This window comes from Asticcacaulis aquihabitans, assembly GCF_032490435.1.
Lineage (GTDB): Bacteria > Pseudomonadota > Alphaproteobacteria > Caulobacterales > Caulobacteraceae > Asticcacaulis.
Window position 1 is genome coordinate 1,012,912 of the sequence record NZ_JAVGWM010000001.1, and the last position, 17,990, is coordinate 1,030,901.

Sequence of the window (17,990 nt, forward strand, 5' to 3'; positions counted from 1 at the left end):
TTTTGAGATAAAAAGAACGTCAGGATCAGAAGCCGAGCCTTTTCGATACGCTAGTAATCGAGAAATCTCCGGTTTCCAAAACGCTCTGGCTGGTGTCTGATCCAATGACAGAAAGCCCCAAGAGACTCACCATGTCACACGACAGCTATATGAAATCCAAGGCGAAGCGGCACAAGATGACCTTCGCGAAACGCGGCGCGCGCGATCTCGAAGAAGCCACCGCCTGGCTGGCCAGCCAGAATATCGAGGAGATCGAATGCCTGATCCCCGATCTGGCCGGGGTGGCACGCGGCAAGATCATGCCGTCGAAGAAGTTCCTCAACACGCCCTATATGAACCTGCCCCTGGCGGTATTCTACCAGACCATTACCGGTGACTATCCGGACCTTGAAGGTGTGGTCGGCACGGTGCAATCCGATACCGACATCTTCCTGCGTCCCGATTTCCGGACGCTGGCCGCCGTGCCGTGGGCCCATGATCCGACGGCCCAGGTCATCCACGACGCCTTCCATCCCGATGGCCGCCCGGTCGAAGAAAGCCCGCGCCAGGTGCTGCGCCGTGTGCTCGGCTATTATGAGGCCCGCGGCTGGAAGCCGGTCATTGCACCCGAACTGGAATTCTACCTGGTCGAAAAGAATATCGACCCCGATTACCCGCTGAAACCGCCGATCGGCCGGTCTGGCCGCCCGGAAACCGGCCGTCAGGGCTATTCGATTTCGGCGGTCAACGAATTCGATGCCCTGTTCGAAGACATGTACGAATATTCGGAAAGCCAGGGCCTGGAAATCGACACCCTGATCCACGAATCCGGCGTCGCCCAGATGGAAATCAACCTGCTGCACGGCGATCCGCTAGAGCTGGCCGACCAGGTGCTGATGTTCAAGCGGACGATCAAGGAAACGTCGCTGGAACACGACATCTACGCCACCTTCATGGCCAAGCCGATGGCCAATGAACCCGGCTCGGCCATGCACATCCACCAGTCGATCGTCGATGCCAAAACAGGCAAGAACCTGTTCTCCGATCCCAATACCGGCGAACCAACCCCGGCCTTCTTCCACTTCATCGCCGGCCAGCAAAAATACATGCCCGCCATCACCTCGCTGCTGGCGCCCTATGTCAACTCCTATCGCCGCCTGGCCAAGGGCTCGGGCGCGCCGGTCAATACACAGTGGGGCTATGACAACCGCACGGCGGGCCTGCGCGTGCCTCCGTCCGATCCGGCCAACCGCCGCCTGGAAAACCGCATTCCATCGTCGGATGCCAATCCGTACCTGGCCATCGCCGCCGTCCTGGCGTCGGGCTATCTCGGCATGGTCGATCAATTGAAGCCCGCCGAACCGGTCGATCAGGACGCCGCCACCTTGCCTCAGGGCGACCTGCCCTATTCGCTGGTCCAGGCGATCATCAAGCTGGAACGCGCCCAGCCGATCATCGACATACTGGGTCCGCAATTCGTCACGGCCTATTCCCGGGTCAAGCTGCACGAATACGAAACCTTCATGCAGACCATCAGCCCGTGGGAACGCGAATTCCTGCTGCTGAACGTGTAATCTTTTCGCCCCGAAGCCCCCTAGCCTTTCAAATCCCCTCTCCCCTCAAGAGGGGAGAGGGTTAGGGTGAGGGGCAAAAAACCGGCGCCACGCATCCCATGAAAAACACAGGCCACCCCCTTGAGTCCTGGTACGCCGCCACGGCGCCCCTGCCTGACTACCCGCCGCTGGGCGACGACATCGCCGTCGATGTCGCCATCATCGGTGGCGGCTATACCGGCCTGGGGGCGGCGCTGGAACTGGCGCAGCGCGGGGTGCGCGTGGCGGTACTGGAAGCCGCGCGCATCGGCTCCGGAGCGTCGGGCCGCAATGGCGGCCAGATACACACCGGACAACGTGTCGATCCGGAACAGATGCAAAACCAGTTGGGCGCCGACGCCGCGCGCCAGCTTTGGGACATGTCCGAAGACGCCAAGGCCAGCCTGCACGCCCTGATCCGCGACCACGCCATAGATTGCGACCTGCGCCACGGCCTTATTCATGCCTGGCACAAGCCGGCCTATGCGGCCGATGACCTCGCCTATGCCGATTTCGTCGCTGGCTACGGCTACGACAAGATCCGCCTGCTATCCAAAGAGGAGACCGCTGCCGAGCTCGGCACCGATGTCTATTACGGCGCCAGTTTCGATGCCGGTGGCGGCCACCTGCATCCGCTGAAACTGGCGCTCGGCATGGCCCGCGCGGCCCGCGACGCCGGCGCCCTGATTTTCGAAAACAGCCCGGTCGAAAGCCGCGCCCCAAACCGCCTATCGGTACGCGGCGGCGCGTCCGTGACCTTCGACCGGTTACTTATCTGCACCAATGGTTACGGCACGGGCCTGGATGCCCGCATAGACGCGCATGTCATGCCGATCAACAACTTCATCCTGACGACCGAGCCGCTGAGCGATCCCGCCATCCTGCCAAACGACTATGCGGCGGCGGATTCCCGCTTCGTCGTCAACTATTGGCGCAAGACGCCGGATAACCGCCTGCTGTTCGGTGGCGGCGAAAACTATACCCCGTGGTTCCCGAAGGATATCAAGGCCTTCGTACGCCGCAACATGCTGAAAATCTATCCGCAACTGGCCGGCATGCGCATCAGCCATGCCTGGGGCGGAACCTTAGCTATCACCTTGTCGCGGGCACCGTTCGTGCGCCGCCTCGATGACCGCACCTTCGTCAGCGCCGGCTATAGCGGCCAGGGCGTGGTCCTGGCCCCCTATTTCGGCAAATTGCTGGCCCGCGCCGTCACCGGTGACGCCCGCGATATCGATCTGCTGGCCCGCCTGCCCACCCCTACTTTCTTCGGCGGACGGCTTCTGCGCTGGCCCGCCTTGGTTGCAGGACTGAGCTATTACGCCCTGCGCGATAGGCTGTAGCATCGCACCGTCGCATTTGCGCTTTTTTACTTCAAAAAACAGCATAAAATATACTATCACCCGCCCAATATTCAGAAATGGTTAACTGTTTCCATCGCAACTAATTCCCTTCTGTATTGGGGGTTTTTTATGCAGACGGTAAGCGTTCGCGACATCATCGAACACACGGCGAAAGCCAAGTCCGTAACCAGTGATAATCTTCGCGATATCAAGGGCGTTACCGGGCTTTTGCGTATACTGGCCCTCAATGCGCTGATCGAGGCCAAGCGCGCAGGAGACGTGGGCGCGGGCTTCGCCGTCGTCGCGGATGAAGTCCGTCAGATTTCCACCCAGGTCGAAGCCATATCCAGCACCATGGCCGAAGACCTGGGACGCGAAATCGCCGCGCTCGAAAGCCTGACGCGCGACATGGCGCGCCAGACCCAGGGCACCCGGCTGGTTGATCTGGCCCAGAACGCCATCGAACTGATCGACCGCAATCTCTACGAACGCACCTGCGATGTGCGCTGGTGGGCGACCGATGCCGCCGTTGTGGACGCCGCCGCGCTATCCGATCCGGCAGTGCGCGCGCATGCTTCCCGCCGCCTGGGGGTCATTCTGGACGCCTATACGGTCTATCTCGACCTGTGGCTGTGCGATCTGGACGGTCGCATCATCGCCAATGGCCGCCCCAATACCTATGCGGTTACCGGCGCCAGCGCCGCGCACACCCCTTGGTTCCAGAAGGCGCGCGCCCTGGCATCCGGCAATGAGTTTCCCGTCGCCGACATCGCCGCCGAACCATTGCTCAACAACGCGCAGGTCGCCACATACGCTACCAGCGTACAGGCCGGCGGCGATGCAGATGGCGAACTGATCGGCATATTGGGCGTCCATTTCGACTGGCAGCCTCAGGCGCGCGCCATCACCCAGGGTATCCGCCTATCCGAAGACGAACGCCAGCGCACCCGTGTGCTGCTGGTCGACGCCACCGGTCGCGTCATTGCCGCGTCCGACGATCGCGGCCTGCTCAGCGACCGTGTCGCCTTGCGCAATGATGGCCGCGCCTTCGGCCATGACATGGCCTCTGACGGTACGGTGACCGCCTTTCACCGCACGCCGGGCTATGAAACCTATGCCGGTCTGGGCTGGTACGGCGTCATCATCCAGAAGAGCGCCTGAACCGGCCTATTATTGTTGGCGCCAGAAATGGAACCGGTCGAAGGCCCGCCCAACGGGGGTCAGATCGATATCGAACGGCGTAATGACTAGCCGCATGATCGGCATGATGATGCGGTAGCCGAGGAAGAAAACCAGGGCCAGCAGGATCAGGTTCAGCACCGCCAGGCGCTTTCCGGATAAGAACTGGCGCACGGCGCGCGGCAGGAACGGTTCGATGACGCCGAAGCCGTCGAGGCCCGGCACAGGCAGCAGGTTGAGCACGCACGCCATCAGTTCGAAAAAGGCCAGCAGCATGAGCGCATCGTGCAGCAACGGATCGGCCGCCCCCTGCGACGCCAGGTAGACCACGACCGCCAAGACGGCCGTCGTCACAGGTCTGGCCAGCGACACCAGTGACTGTTGCCAGCGATGACGGATCAGGTCCGTGCGGATGGTCACCGCCGCCCCCGGCAAGGCGATGCCGCCCAGGACGAGCGCAATGACCGGCAGGACCAGGCTGCCCGTACTGTTGATATATTTCACCGGATCGAGCGTCAGATAGCCACGATCGAGAATGGACACATCGCCAAAGGCAGAGGCCGTCGCGGCATGGGCATATTCATGCAGGCAAACACTGACGATCCACCCCAGCAGCACAAAGGCGAAAGTCGCCACGCCCGCCCCCGTCGGCAGAAAGACCAGGGCCGCGCCCGCCGCGATAAAGGCCGCGAAAAGGCCCAGGAAGTTCCAGCTTATATCGGTTTTCATGGGGCTGATATGACCTCGCCACCGGCGAAACGCAAGCCATCCCTTATGGTCAGGGGTGAATTGCCGGCGCGGGCTCCGTCAAGGCATCCGACAGATGGCATGTCTTGCCGGGCGCGATGTCCTCGATGGCCATCACCTGAAGGACATAGCCGTCCTTGTCTTCGTCAACCGTGCCATATACGGCGGCCTGGGTCGGTGTCTTTATCTCGGTGTCAGCCAGACGGGCGACGGGGCGTTCGGAAGACCCCGCCTCATCCACAAGCCGGTAACGCGTACTACCGAGATCGCAGCGGTTGAGAAACACCTCGCCGTCCGGCGCCTTTTCCAGCGTGCCGAAAAATATGTCCTGCGCCTGGGCGGTACCGGACATGGCCAAAGCCGAAATCACAACCCCCAAAACCAGCCCCAACGAAATCAGGCCGATATCCGCACGCCTCATAGGGCGCGCAGCACCGGCTCGGCTTCGTTCAGCGACTTTTCGATGGTATCGACAATCTGGTCGATTTCGGCTTCCGTGATGATCAGCGGCGGACACATGACGATGGAATCTCGGATGCCGCGCACCATCAGGCCGTTTTTGATGCACAGGTCGCGCACGATCGGACCGGCCGTGCCTTCCGCGCCTTTGAACCGCTTGTTCGTCCCTTTTTCGGCGACGATTTCGACCGCGCCGATCAGACCCAGGCTGCGCGCCTCACCGACCAGCGGATGTCCGGACAAACGTTGCAACGCCTTGGCCAGATAGGGGCCGGTGACATCGCGCGTTCGTTCGATCAGATGCTCGTTTTCCAGAATTTCGATATTGGCCAGCGCCACAGCCGCACAGGTGGGGTGGCCAGAATAGGTGTAGCCGTGCACGAAATCGCCGCCTTTTTCGAGCAGCACATCGATGATTTTCTTCGACACGCCGACCGCCGAAATCGGCAGATAGCCCGACGACATGCCCTTGGCCATGGCGATCAGGTCGGGCTTGATGCCCCAGTGCTGATGGCCGAACCAATGCCCCAGCCGCCCGAAGCCGCAGATCACTTCGTCGCAGATGAGCAGGATGCCATATTTGCGGCAGATGGCTTCGACCTTGGGCCAGTAGCTGTCGGGCGGGATGATGACACCGCCAGCCCCCTGGACCGGCTCGCCGATGAAGGCCGCGACATTTTCCGGCCCCACGGCCAGGATGCGATCCTCGATCGATTGCGCCACGCGGTCGGCAAAGGCGGCGGCGTCTTCGCCGAACCCTTCGCCAAAATGATAGGGCTGATCGACATGCTCAATACCCGGGATCGGCAGGTCGCCCTGCGCGTGCATGAAGGTCATGCCGCCGAGCGATGCCCCGGCCACCGTCGAGCCGTGATAGGCATTGCGGCGCGAAATGAAGATCTTGCGCTTCGGTTCGCCCTTGAGGTCCCAGTAATAGCGCACCAGCCGGAAGACCGTGTCATTGGCTTCCGAGCCCGACGAATTGAAGAAGACGTGCGTCAGGTCGGGATTGGACAGGGCCATCTTTTCGGCGATCTTGGCCGCCAGCTTGACCGGCGGCGGCGTCGCCGTCTTGAAGAAGGTGTTGTAATAGGGCAGTTCCAGCATCTGCTCATAGGCGACGCGGGCCAGTTCTTCGCGGCCATAGCCGACATTGACGCACCACAGCCCGGCCATGCCGTCGAGCAGCGACTTGCCTTCGGCATCGGTGATCACGCACCCGTCGGCACGCGTGATGATACGCGACCCGCCCAGTTCATGCTGAAGCTTATAATCGGTCTGGGCCGGCATATGGTGCGCCATGTCGAGTTTCTTCAACTCGTTCATGTCGTAATTGCGCAGGGGCGGAGGCGTCGGAGCGTTCATGAGAGGCGTTTCCTTGTCAAGGCCGGTGCCGTACCACACCGCCCCCCTCCCCGTCTCTGAAATGGGAGACGGTGGCCCAAAAGGGCCGGATGAAAGGCTAACCCGGTGCGCCACGATCAGGGGCGAATATGCCCCCAATCTGCGTGAAATCCGCGCCCAAGTCAAATATTGTGATCACAATTTTGCGTGCATTTAACGCAAAGGCAGGCCGCGCAACGCCTGGCCCATCATGCGGAACCAGGCCTGGCTTTCCGGCTGGGTATCGGTGTGCCATTCCGGATGCCATTGCACCCCCAGCACCTGCGATCCGCTGATATTGGCGCTGAACGCTTCGATCAATCCATCCGGCGCCACCGCCTCCACGCTCAGCCCTTCGCCGAGGCGATCCACGCCTTGATAGTGGACGGAATTGACCCGTAGCGTGTCACGGCCATAGACGCCTTCCAGCACCCCATCCGGCGTCAAGGCGACCTCATGGCTGTTGTCAAACAGGGCAAAGAAATCGGTGCCGTCCGGCGCATGGTGATCTATGCCGTTGGCCCCATTATGCGCTCCGAAACCGACATCGCCGCGTAAAGTACCGCCCAGGACAACATTGATTTCCTGAAACCCGCGACAAATGCCGAAGACGGGCTTGCCCAGGGTGACCATGCATTCGATCATGCCCATCGACACAGCGTCGCGGCCTTCGTCGAACGGACCGTCCCCGCCCTCACCGCCATAGAGCTCCGATTGCACATTGGATGGCGATCCGGTCAGCATGAGCCCATCCAGCCGCGCCGTCAGGGCCGCCGACGAAAAGCCATCGGCCATGGGCGGAATAAGCAAGGCGTGGCAATCGCCATATACGGTCGCGGCGCGCACGTATCTTTCCATGACGGCGTGGGCGTTTTCGACACCGACCGTCCGGTTGCAGGCCATGATGCCGACAACGGGCTTACTATGCGGCATGGTCAACTCAGCAAAACGGCCGGCGAACAGGCATGGAAGCTGAGCCAGACCGCTTCGCCGATGACGAAGTCTTCCTGATCCCAGCGCGTCAGGTTCGGACGCACCACCTTGATCAGCTTACCGCCGGTGATTTCGACCTCGTAGATGGTTTCAGAACCGAGGTAAACCAGATGGCGGACCGCGCCGGCAATGACGTTATAGCCTTCCGGCGCGTCGTCCACCTTTGGCGGTGTGTCGGTGCGCTTGTGCATCTCGATCTTTTCCGGCCGCACCGCCGCCCACACGGTTGCGCCGGTCGCGCCGGTGACACCGTGGTCGAGATAGATCGGCCCGGCCTCGGCGGTGGCGATAATGGCGTGATCGGGCTCATCGACGTCCAGCGTGCCTTCGAACATGTTCACGCTGCCGATGAAGTCGGCAACGAAGCGCGAATTGGGAAATTCATACAGGTCGGACGGCGTCGCCACCTGTTGCAACAGCCCCCGGTTCATCACCGCGCATCGTGTCGCCATGGCCAGGGCTTCGTCCTGATCGTGGGTCACCATGATGAAGGTGATGCCGACCTTTTGCTGCAAGGAGGTCAGTTCCGAGCGCATGGCGTCACGCAGCTTGGCGTCGAGCGCCGATAGCGGTTCATCGAGCAACAGCACGCGCGGCTTCTTGACCAGGGCCCGCGCCAGCGCGACCCGCTGTCTTTGGCCGCCCGACAACTGATCCGGCTTGCGCGCGCCATATCCGGCCAACTGTACCAGCCCCAACGCCTCTTCGGCGCGGTCGCGGCGTTCAGCCGCCGGCACACCATCCATTTTCAGGCCATAGGCGACATTATCGAGCACCGTCATATGCGGAAAGACGGCGTAGGACTGGAACACCATATTGACCGGGCGCTGGTTCGGCGGCGTCAGGGAGACGTCCTTGCCGTCGATCAGGATATGACCCTCGGTCGGCATTTCGAACCCGGCCAGCATACGCAACAACGTGGTCTTGCCGCAGCCGGACGGCCCGAGCAGCGAGAAGAACTCGCCTTCGTTTATGGTCAGCGACACATTATCGACGGCGGTCGTCTTGCCGAAACGTTTGCTCACATTCTGGAAGCTGATGATGGGATGGCTCATGTTACTTGGTCTCCGCGCCGCCGTCATGGCCGGCGGTCAGGGCGCTGGAACCCTGAAATTTCAGGGCGAGGAAGGTCAGAAGGACAGTGACGATGATAAGGATGGTCGAGGCGGCATTGACTTCGGGTGTGACCGAGAACCGCACCATGGAATAGACCTTGACCGGGAAGGTGACCGTATCCGGTCCCGCCGTGAAGAAGGTGATGACGAAATCGTCCAGGCTGAGGGTAAAGGCCAATAGCGCCCCCGCCACCAGCGACGGCTGAATATGCGGCACCAATACATCCATCAGGGTGCGGAACTCCGACGCGCCGAGGTCCTTAGCCGCCTCTTCCAGTTCGCGGTTGAAACTGGCCAGCCTTGCCCGCACGACAACGGCGACGAACGGGAAGGAAAAGGACACGTGGGCAATGATGATGGCGCCCAGATTGAATGGCCAGGTCAGGTTCTGCGGCCAGGGCAAGACCTTGGCAAAGAAGACCAGCATGCCGACGCCCATGCAGATTTCCGGCACAACGATCGGTATGGCCAGGCCCGCATTGAAGGCGGTCTTACCCGGGAAACGGAACCGCCACAGGACGATGGCGGCCATGGCCCCCAGCACCACGGAGATCAGGGTCGAGAAAAAGGCGATGGTCAACGAATTGCCAAAGGCTTCGATCAGGCTCGAATTGTGGAAAGCCTTGTCATAATATTTCAGCGTGAAGCCGCGCCAGACCGTGGTGAACCGCGAATCGTTGAAGCTGAACACCATCAGCGAAATCAGCGGGGCGTAGAGAAAGAACGCCACCAGACCCAGCCAGACCTGAAGCGGCCAGCGGCGCAGATATTCCAGCGGCCCGGGTGGCGTTTTCTTGTGCGTTATGACGGCGTCGCTCATGCGCTTCTCCTCGCGTCCTTGCGTTCCAGCAGCCCCTGAATGGCGATGCCGATGAAGGTCATGTAGACCAGGATGAAGCTTAAGGCCGCGCCGAACGGCCAGTTGTTGGCGCGCTTGAACTGGCTTTCAATGACATTGGCGATCATCTGCGAATCCGGTCCGCCCAGCATGTCCGGCGTCAGGTAGGAGCCAAGCGCGGGAATGAAGGTGATCAATATGCCCGATACGATCCCCGCTCCGGCCATCGGCACCACGACGTTGAACAGGGTCGAAATATGACCGGCGCCCAGATCAAGCGAGGCTTCCAGAAGCGAGCGGTCCATCCGGTCCAGCGTCGAATAGAGCGGCAGGATCATGAAGGGCAGATTGACAAAAACCAGACCCAGCACGACGGCGAAGTTTGTGTTCATCAATTCCATCGGCTGGAACGTGCCCAGATGCCCGCCCGCCACCGCGTTGGCCAGGTCAAAGAACAGGTGATAGGTGGTGTTGATATAGCCTTCGGTCCGCAGGAAGGCCATGAGGGCATAGGTGCGGATCAGAAGATTGGTCCAGAACGGCAGCATGACGAGCAAGAGCAGCCAGGCCTTGGCCTTGGGCGGCGCAAACGTGATGGCCAGGGCGACCGGAAAGCCCAGCACCAGGCAGAAAAAGGTGGTGAGCGTCGCGATCCACAGGGATTTGACGAAGATGTCGAGATAGGGCTGACTGAGATCGAAGATATGGGCGTAGTTCGACCAGGTGCCAGTAAAGACGATATCGATCAGGCCGCGGTTTTCCCCGAAACTGTACAGCCAGACAATGCCCAGCGGCACGAAGAAAAAGACCACGAGCCAGAACAGGGGCGCAGTGAGCATCGCCCAGAACATGCCTTTGGCCTGTCGCCAACCTTGTTCCATTCTGTCGCTCCATAGACGGCGCACACGCCCGGAGGGGGCGAAGGCCGGAGGGGGATTTCAGTTGAAAAACGCGCCGCAGTGACCTGCGGCGCGTTTTCGGGTTTAGGCGGATTTGATGCGCGTCAAGGCCGCGTCGTAGACCTGGGCGCGGGCCGGGCCTTCGAAGGCCGCGTATTCGCACTTGGCCATCACCTCTGCAGACGGGAAGATGACGGGGTTGTTCTTGTAAGACTCCGGCATCAGAGCCTTGGCGGCGGCGTTTGGCGTCGGATACAGGATTTTCTCGTATATCTTGGCGCCCGCCTCTGCATCCATCATGTAGTTGATGAAGGCATGGGCTTCTTCCGGGTTCGGCGCATCCTTCGGAATGGCCAAGGTGTCGGAATTGATTTGCGAGCCTTCCTTGGGCACAATAAAATCCAGGTCCGGGTCTTCCTTCATTACCTGCGCGATGTCGCCATTATATTCCATGACGATATCGACTTCCTTACTGAGCAGCATGTCCTGGCCGTCGTCACTGTGGAAGGCCTTGATATAGGGCTTCTGCTTGATCAGCATGGCCTCGACCTGCTTGAGCACGTCATCAGGTATACCATTGACCGAGTGGCCGAGATATTTGGCGCCCAGGCGCATCAGGTCGCCGGCTTCCTGTAGCAGGGCCATGCGACCCTTGTACTGATCGGAATCGAACAACCACTTCCACGAATCGGGCACCTTGCCATCTTTCATGGCCGACTTGCGATAGCCGATACCCAGTACCAGCCAGGTATAGGGCACGCTGAACTTGCGGCCCGGATCGTAAGGCGGGTTCATGAAGGCCGGATCGATGTTCTTTAGGTTCGGCAACTTGGCGTGATCGAGCGGCAGCAGAAGCCCGGCTTCGGACATATAGGTGACGAAATCGTTGGACGGCACGATGACATCGAAGCCGGCATTCCCCGTCTTGATCTTGGCGAACAGTTCGTCATTCGTGGCGAAGATAGACATCTTCACCTTGACGCCCGACACCTTTTCGAAGTCGGCCAGAGTCGTGTCGCCGATGTAGGTGTCCCAGTTATAGAAGTTGATCGACTTGCTGACAGGCTTGGTGCACCCGGACAGGCCACCGAAGCTGATCCCCACGGCGGCGGCCCCCATGGCGGTCAAAAGCGAACGACGCGACGAACCCAAACTCATAAGCCTGTCTCCTGTGAAGATGTCTTCTGCAAAACCCGGAAGGGCTTAGAGGAATACGGGATGGCAAGGCTGTCAATCCCAAAATGTGATCACAACCCGGCTTATTGTTAATATTTTGCCCGGCGTGACAATCCGGCCCGATCGCCGCCGTGTCGCCCAGCCTCGACCCCTTGAAAAATAGCAGGCATGGGCACGCAGGCCGCCCCGCGACCCGCGCCATTTTACCGTTCGCGCCCGCCTGCGTTCAGATCAGGCGTTACGTAGATACCAGTCGTAATCCAACTCGGTGATTTCCTCAAAGAAACGCGCCTGCTCGGTGCGCTTCACCTTGACATACATGTCGATGAACCGGTCGCCGAGATAGTCGCGCAACACCTTGGATTTGTCGAGATAATCTATCGCCGCGAACCAGTTGGTCGGCAGCATGGCCCCGCTTTCGGCCGCCGCCGCATAGCCGTTGCCGGTGACCGCTGGGCCGGGATTGGTCTTTTGCGTGATGCCGTGGTGGGCGCAGGCCAGGATGGCGGCCAGCACCAGATAGGGATTGGCGTCCGCACCGGCGACGCGGTGTTCGACATGGCGCGTGTGTGCCGGCCCGGCCGTGACGCGCAGGGAAACGGTGCGGTTATTGACGCCCCAGGTCAGGCCGACCGGCGCGTAGGAATTGGCCTTGAAACGCTTATATGAATTGGCGCCCGGCGCCAGTATGCCCATGCAGTCGGCCAGATGGTCCTTCATGCCGCCGATCATAGTGTGCAAAAGCTTCGATCCTTGCGGGTCCTCGCTGGCGCACAGATTGTGCCCGTCGCGGTCGGCGACGCTGATGTGGACGTGGAAACCCGATCCGGCACGGTCTGACCACGGCTTGGCCATGAAGGTCGCCTCGATCCCTAGGGACAGGGCCACGCCCTTGGCCAGGCGCTTGTACATCACCGCGTCATCGGCGGCGCGCAGGGCGTCGGGCTTGTGCTTCAGCGTCAGTTCGACCTGACCGGGCGCGAATTCCGAAATCGCGCCTTCCAGCGGGATGTTCTGGGCGTCGGCGGTTTCCCAAAGCTGGCGGAAGAAGGCGCCGTGCTGTTCGATTTCCGGCAGGCCGTACACTTGAATGCCTTTGGGCGTTTCATCGGTATTGAAACTCGTCGCCGGCTGCAATTTCCCGTCATGGCCGCGTTCGATATCGACGAGATAATATTCCAGTTCGCACGCCACCACCGGCGTCAACCCGTCGGCGGCATAGCGGTCAAGCACCCCTTGCAGCACGTGGCGCGGATCGAGATCATTAGGTGTGCCGTCCAGTTCGTAAAGCGACAGCATGACCTGGCCAACATCATCGCCCAACCACGGCGCGGGCACCAAGGTGCCGGGCACCGGCCGCGCCACGCGGTCGGCGTCGCCGTCTTCCCACACCAGCCCGGTATCTTCGCAATCGGCCCCCAGCGTATCGACGACCAGGATCGAACCTGGCAGGAAACGGCCGTATTCATAGATGGGCAGAAGCTCATGACGGCGCAGGCGCTTGCCGCGCGGCACGCCTGTCATCGACGTGAACAGGATTTCGAAATAGACGATGTTCGGGTGAGCATCCAGGAAGGCCTGGGCCTCCTCGACCGTCGCGACACGCGGCGACGGCGGCAGGCCGCGATCGGATTTGGCCACGGCCTTGGAGGTGGTTTTGGCGGGAAGTTTCGACTTGCCGAATGTGCTCATTTGGGTAGGTCCTCAGAAAATTGCGCCACCGCCGCGACCAGCCGGTCGATCGCGTCGAATCCGGTCTTTGGCGAGATAAGCATCATATTGTGAAACGGCGCAATCAATACGCCTTGATTGATCAGATAGAGATGAAACGCTTCCAGTCGGTCGTGGTCCAGCACCGCGCGCATGGCCGCGGCATTTTGCGGCGCTTCGGGGGTGAAGATCAGCTCGGCACGCGCGCCGACATGGGCCACGCTCCACGGCAATGCCTTGTCAGCAATGACCCCACGCAGGCCGTCGACCAGCCGCGCCGCCCCATCCAGCATATGGGCATAGGCGGCGTCCGTCATCACCTCAGTCAGCATGGTTTCGATCGCCGCCATGACCAGGGCATTGCCCGACAAGGTGGTGCCGATGCCCGATTGCCCCGGCCCGATCCGCGCCTGAGTGGCATCCATGCGGGCGGCCACGTCCGCGGTCACGCCCCAAACGGCGGCCGGTATGCCCCCGGCAATCGCCTTGCCGACCACGAACATGTCCGGACTGAGGCCGTGAACGCCGCAATAACCGGCCGGCCCAGACGACAAGGTGTGGGTTTCATCCATGATCAGCAGGGTGCCATGACGCTGTGTCAGTTCGCGCAGACGCGCATGATACCCTGGCGATGGCGCGATCATGCCGCAATTGGTCATCACCGGCTCCGCCAGGACGGCGGCCACATCGCCGGTTTCCAGCGCCTCTTTAAGCGCCGAAACATCATTGAACGGAATGACGCGGGTGGTGCGCGTCTGATCGACGACCTGGCCAATCAGCCCCGCCTTGTTGACCGGCTGGCCATCCTTCAGCGCCACAAAACAGTCATCGACCATGCCATGGTAACAGCCGTCGAAAATCAGGATCTGGTCGCGGCCGGTAATGGCGCGCGCCCAGCGGATGACGGCACGATTGGCGTCAGACGCCGTGGTCGCCACCTGCCATTGCGCCAGACCGAACCGACAGCGCAACAGCTCGCCCACCGCATTGGACCGCGCGGTCGGCAGCATGAAGCCGACGCCCTCCCCGGCCTGACGCGCCACCGCCGCCGCCAGCTCAGGACGGGCATGGCCGAACATGGACGGCGTGTCGCCCAGGCAAAAGTCATCATAGGCCACGCCGTCGGCATCGATCAGGGTCGCGTCATGCGCCGATGTCACATAGATCGGAAAGGGCGTCGCCCAGTCGCGCATCCAATGCATGGGCACACCACCACGCCACGCGTTCCCCGCCTCGGCCAGCCGCCGCGATTGCGGATGCGCGCCTGCGAATATCTCGCGTTGTTCGGCGATGAAGTCGTGCAGCGTGCTCAAACCAGCTCCCCACTGAAAGGGCTAACGGCCTGCCCTCTTATACCGCCCCACCTGTGGGGCGGGGGACCGCACGAAGCGCGTCGCATTGACGGAACATATTCAAATACTTGCGTTTCCGTCGCGCAAGATCTGGGGGTGGGGGCCTTACGGACGTCTAAAACTACATTGAACAGGTTCTCACTAAGGACCAACTGGCTACTGGGTGTTTGGCGAAGCAAGTCCCCCGCCCCGCAAGCAGGGCGGTATAAGGAAAGGCACGCCTGACGCTGGGTCGCTTCCTTGAAACCTCTAGATCGCACCCAGGCCCCCATAGGAAATATATTTGACGCTGAGATATTCCTCCAGCCCCTCAACTGCCCCTTCGCGGCCGATGCCGGATTCCTTGATGCCGCCGAACGGCGTCACCTCGGTCGAGATCACGCCGTCATTCATGCCGACCATGCCATATTGCAGCTTCGACGCCACACGCATGGCCCGGCCGATATCGCGCGTATAGGCATAGGCCGCCAGACCGAACGGCGTATCATTGGCCATGCGGATGGCCTCATCCTCGCTGTCGAACTTGAACAGAGGCGCCACGGGGCCGAAGATTTCGGTCGAGAAAATCTCCATGTCCTCGGTCACATTGGTCAGGACCGACGCCTGATAGAACAGCGGTCCCTGGCCATCGACATGGCCGCCGGTGGCGACCTTCGCCCCATGCGCCACCGCGTCATCGACCAAGTGCACCACCTTGTCGATAGCCTTCTGGTTGATCAGCGGCCCAAGCTGAGAGTCTTCCTGCCAGCCCGGTTCCAGCTTCATCGCCTTGACCCGCTCGACCAGAGCGGCGGTAAAGCGGTCATAGATACCGGCCTGGACCAGGATACGATTGGCGCAGACGCAGGTCTGGCCGGAATTGCGATATTTCGATGCCAGAACCCCTTCGATGGCGTCGTCTATATTCGCGTCGTCAAACACCAGAAACGGCGCATTGCCGCCCAATTCCATCGACACCTTCTTCATGGTCGGCGCGCAGGCCGCATAGAGCAGCTTGCCCACCGGGGTCGAGCCCGTAAAGCTCAGCTTCTTGACGCGCGGGTCAGAGGTCATCGCCTCGCCCACCTCTTTCGCCGTGGTCGAGGTGATCATGCTGATCACGCCGTCGGGCATACCCGCCTGGCGGGCCAGTGTCAGCAGCGCCAGGGCCGACAGCGGCGTCTCTTCCGACGGCTTGATGACCACGGTGCAACCGGCGGCCAGGGCGGGCGACACCTTGCGTGTGATCATCGAAATCGGAAAATTCCACGGGGTGATGGCGGCGCATACCCCGACCGGCTGCTTGATGGTCTGAAGATGCTTACCCGGCAAGGTGGCCGGAATGGTGCGGCCATAGGCGCGCTTGGCCTCTTCGGCGAACCATTCGATGAAGGAGGCGCCATAGGTCACTTCGCCGCGCGTTTCCTTGATCGGTCGCCCCTGCTCCAGCGTGACCAGCATGGCCATGTCTTCGAGATGGGCCAGAACCAGCTCATTCCATTTTTTCAGGATGATCGAGCGCGCCTTGGCCGTAAGCCCGGACCAGCCGGCGAAAGCGGCATCGGCGGCGGCGATGGCGGCGGTCGTCTCCGCCGCGCCCTGATTCTGGACGTAGCACAGGGTCGAGCCGTCGGCCGGATTGAGAACGGCGAAACGGCCGGGTGCGGCGTCGGCGTGGATATAGTCACCCAACAGGGCCTTTTGCGCGGAAGACAATTGCATGAAATTACGCCTTGAAACTGATGGAAACCGCCTTGAGGTCGGCATATTTGTGGAGGGCGTGCAGGCTGCGATCGCGCCCGAATCCCGACTGCTTGACGCCGCCGAACGGCGAGGTGATGTCGCACGCGTCCCAGCCATTGATCCAGACCAGCCCGGCCTTAAGCGCCTTGGCGGCGCGCATGGCCTTACCGATATTGGCGGTCCAGACGCCGGACGCCAGACCGTAGATGGTGTCATTGGCAATGCGATAGGCGTCGGCTTCGTCGGTAAAGGTCATCACGCTGAGCACCGGCCCGAACACCTCTTCCTGCGCCAGTATGTTGTCGGGCGCGATATCGAGCACGGACGGTTCGACATAGAAACCGCCACTGTCGCCGCGCGCCTGTACGCCGCCCATCAGCAACTTGCCGCCGCCCGCCTGACCGCGTTCGATATATTCCAGAGCGGTATGCATCTGGCGCGATGAAATCATGGCGCCGAACCGCGTGGCTGGATCGAACGGGTCGCCGACCTTGATGGACCTAGCGACCGCCAGGACCTTTTCAACGAAGACGTCCTTGATCGACGCCTCGACCAGCAGCCGCGACGCCGCCGTGCACACCTGGCCCTGATTGTAAAAGACGCCCCAGGCGGCATTCGCCGCCGCGCCGTCCAGATCGTCACAGTCGGCGAAAACGATCTGCGGGCTTTTGCCGCCAAGCTCCAGCGACACCCGCTTGAGATTGCTGTCGGCCGAGGCGTGCATCAGCATCCGCCCGACCGGACCGGAGCCGGTAAAGGCGATCATATCGACATCCATATGCAGGGCCAGCGCCTCGCCGGCCTCACCGCCCAAACCGGGCACGACATTCCATACACCCGGCGGCACACCGGCTTCGAGCGCCAGGGCTGCGGTATAGAGGGCCGTCATCGACGAATTTTCCGCTGGTTTCAGCACCACGGAATTACCCATGGCCAGGGCGGGCGCCACCTTCCACATCGCCATGTGCAGCGGGAAGTTCCACGGCACGATGGCCCCGATCACGCCCAACGGTTCGTGGACGACATAGCTCAGACGGTCCTCAGGCGTAGGCGCGACCTCGCCATAGACCTTGTCGATGGCTTCGGCGTAATAGCGCGTGCTGTTGATGGCCAGCGGGATATCGACGGCGCGGGCGTCACTGATCGGCTTGCCCGTGTCCAGGCTTTCCAGCAGGGCCAGGTTTTCTGCATGGGCACTCATCAGATCGGCCAGCCGGTGCAGGATGATTTTGCGCGCCTTGGGGGCCAGGTTGCGCCAGCGGCCATCCTCGAACGCTGTGCGCGCCGAATGAACGGCGGCATCGACATCGGCGGCATCGCAGGCGGCAATGCGGTTGATCAGCGATCCATCGCGCGACGACAGGTTGTCGAAGGTCCGTTGCGAGGCCGACCCTACCTCCATGCCTTCGATGACGGCCTTGTCGGGCTTGGCGATCGCCGCCATCGCGGCCAGAACGCCGGTAAGCGTATCAGCGGGGGTCTGCGGCGGAGAAGTCGGCATGG

The 17,990-nt window shown here is 61.5% G+C and carries 15 protein-coding genes; 3 read left to right on the forward strand and 12 right to left on the reverse strand.

From position 1 onward, the window contains the following. Positions 1-149 precede the first annotated feature (149 nt). From RCJ00_RS04905 to RCJ00_RS04915, 3 genes are all read left to right on the forward strand, one after another. Complete coding sequence (locus RCJ00_RS04905) at positions 150-1,553, forward strand: glutamine synthetase family protein (RefSeq protein ID WP_316221084.1); 1,404 nt, start codon at positions 150-152, stop codon at positions 1,551-1,553. A 98-nt stretch (positions 1,554-1,651) separates the two neighbouring features. Continuing rightward, a complete protein-coding gene (locus RCJ00_RS04910) occupies positions 1,652-2,914 on the forward strand; it encodes an NAD(P)/FAD-dependent oxidoreductase (RefSeq protein ID WP_316220620.1) in 1,263 nt (420 codons plus the stop codon). 129 nt (positions 2,915-3,043) lie between these two features. After that, the gene (locus RCJ00_RS04915) at positions 3,044-4,075 is read left to right on the forward strand and encodes a methyl-accepting chemotaxis protein (RefSeq protein ID WP_316220621.1); all 1,032 of its coding nucleotides are present in this window, start codon (positions 3,044-3,046) and stop codon (positions 4,073-4,075) included. 9 nt (positions 4,076-4,084) lie between these two features. Here the strand turns inward: RCJ00_RS04915 and RCJ00_RS04920 are convergent, their stop codons facing one another. The 12 genes from RCJ00_RS04920 to RCJ00_RS04975 form a co-directional block, all read right to left on the reverse strand. Then, positions 4,085-4,822, reverse strand: a complete 738-nt coding sequence (locus RCJ00_RS04920; protein ID WP_316220622.1) for a site-2 protease family protein — start codon at positions 4,820-4,822, stop codon at positions 4,085-4,087. 49 nt (positions 4,823-4,871) lie between these two features. Further along, a complete protein-coding gene (locus RCJ00_RS04925) occupies positions 4,872-5,261 on the reverse strand; it encodes a hypothetical protein (protein WP_316220623.1) in 390 nt (129 codons plus the stop codon). Continuing rightward, positions 5,258-6,664 carry an aspartate aminotransferase family protein gene (locus RCJ00_RS04930; protein ID WP_316220624.1) on the reverse strand — a complete coding sequence of 469 codons (1,407 nt, stop codon included), beginning with the start codon at positions 6,662-6,664 and terminating at the stop codon, positions 5,258-5,260. Before RCJ00_RS04930 ends, RCJ00_RS04925 begins: the two co-directional genes overlap by 4 nt. 192 nt (positions 6,665-6,856) lie before the next feature. Continuing rightward, positions 6,857-7,615, reverse strand: a complete 759-nt coding sequence (locus RCJ00_RS04935) for a gamma-glutamyl-gamma-aminobutyrate hydrolase family protein (protein WP_316220625.1) — start codon at positions 7,613-7,615, stop codon at positions 6,857-6,859. 2 nt (positions 7,616-7,617) lie between these two features. Next, positions 7,618-8,757, reverse strand: a complete 1,140-nt coding sequence (locus RCJ00_RS04940; protein WP_316220626.1) for an ABC transporter ATP-binding protein — start codon at positions 8,755-8,757, stop codon at positions 7,618-7,620. Further along, the gene (locus RCJ00_RS04945; RefSeq protein WP_316220627.1) at positions 8,732-9,610 is read right to left on the reverse strand and encodes an ABC transporter permease; all 879 of its coding nucleotides are present in this window, start codon (positions 9,608-9,610) and stop codon (positions 8,732-8,734) included. The genes RCJ00_RS04940 and RCJ00_RS04945 overlap by 26 nt, the downstream gene beginning before the upstream one ends. Continuing rightward, positions 9,607-10,509 (reverse strand): ABC transporter permease, encoded by a 903-nt coding sequence (locus tag RCJ00_RS04950; protein ID WP_316220628.1) that lies wholly within the window; start codon positions 10,507-10,509, stop codon positions 9,607-9,609. Before RCJ00_RS04950 ends, RCJ00_RS04945 begins: the two co-directional genes overlap by 4 nt. Positions 10,510-10,611: 102 nt before the next feature. Continuing rightward, entirely contained in the window at positions 10,612-11,685 is a 1,074-nt protein-coding gene (locus RCJ00_RS04955) for an ABC transporter substrate-binding protein (protein ID WP_316220629.1), read from the reverse strand. 249 nt (positions 11,686-11,934) lie between these two features. Next, entirely contained in the window at positions 11,935-13,395 is a 1,461-nt protein-coding gene (locus RCJ00_RS04960) for a glutamine synthetase family protein (protein ID WP_316220630.1), read from the reverse strand. After that, positions 13,392-14,726 carry an aspartate aminotransferase family protein gene (locus tag RCJ00_RS04965; RefSeq protein ID WP_316220631.1) on the reverse strand — a complete coding sequence of 445 codons (1,335 nt, stop codon included), beginning with the start codon at positions 14,724-14,726 and terminating at the stop codon, positions 13,392-13,394. The genes RCJ00_RS04960 and RCJ00_RS04965 overlap by 4 nt, the downstream gene beginning before the upstream one ends. A 288-nt stretch (positions 14,727-15,014) precedes the next feature. Further along, a complete protein-coding gene (locus RCJ00_RS04970) occupies positions 15,015-16,466 on the reverse strand; it encodes an NAD-dependent succinate-semialdehyde dehydrogenase (protein WP_316220632.1) in 1,452 nt (483 codons plus the stop codon). Positions 16,467-16,470: 4 nt separating this feature from the next. Continuing rightward, a complete protein-coding gene (locus RCJ00_RS04975) occupies positions 16,471-17,988 on the reverse strand; it encodes an aldehyde dehydrogenase (protein WP_316220633.1) in 1,518 nt (505 codons plus the stop codon). Positions 17,989-17,990 lie beyond the last annotated feature (2 nt).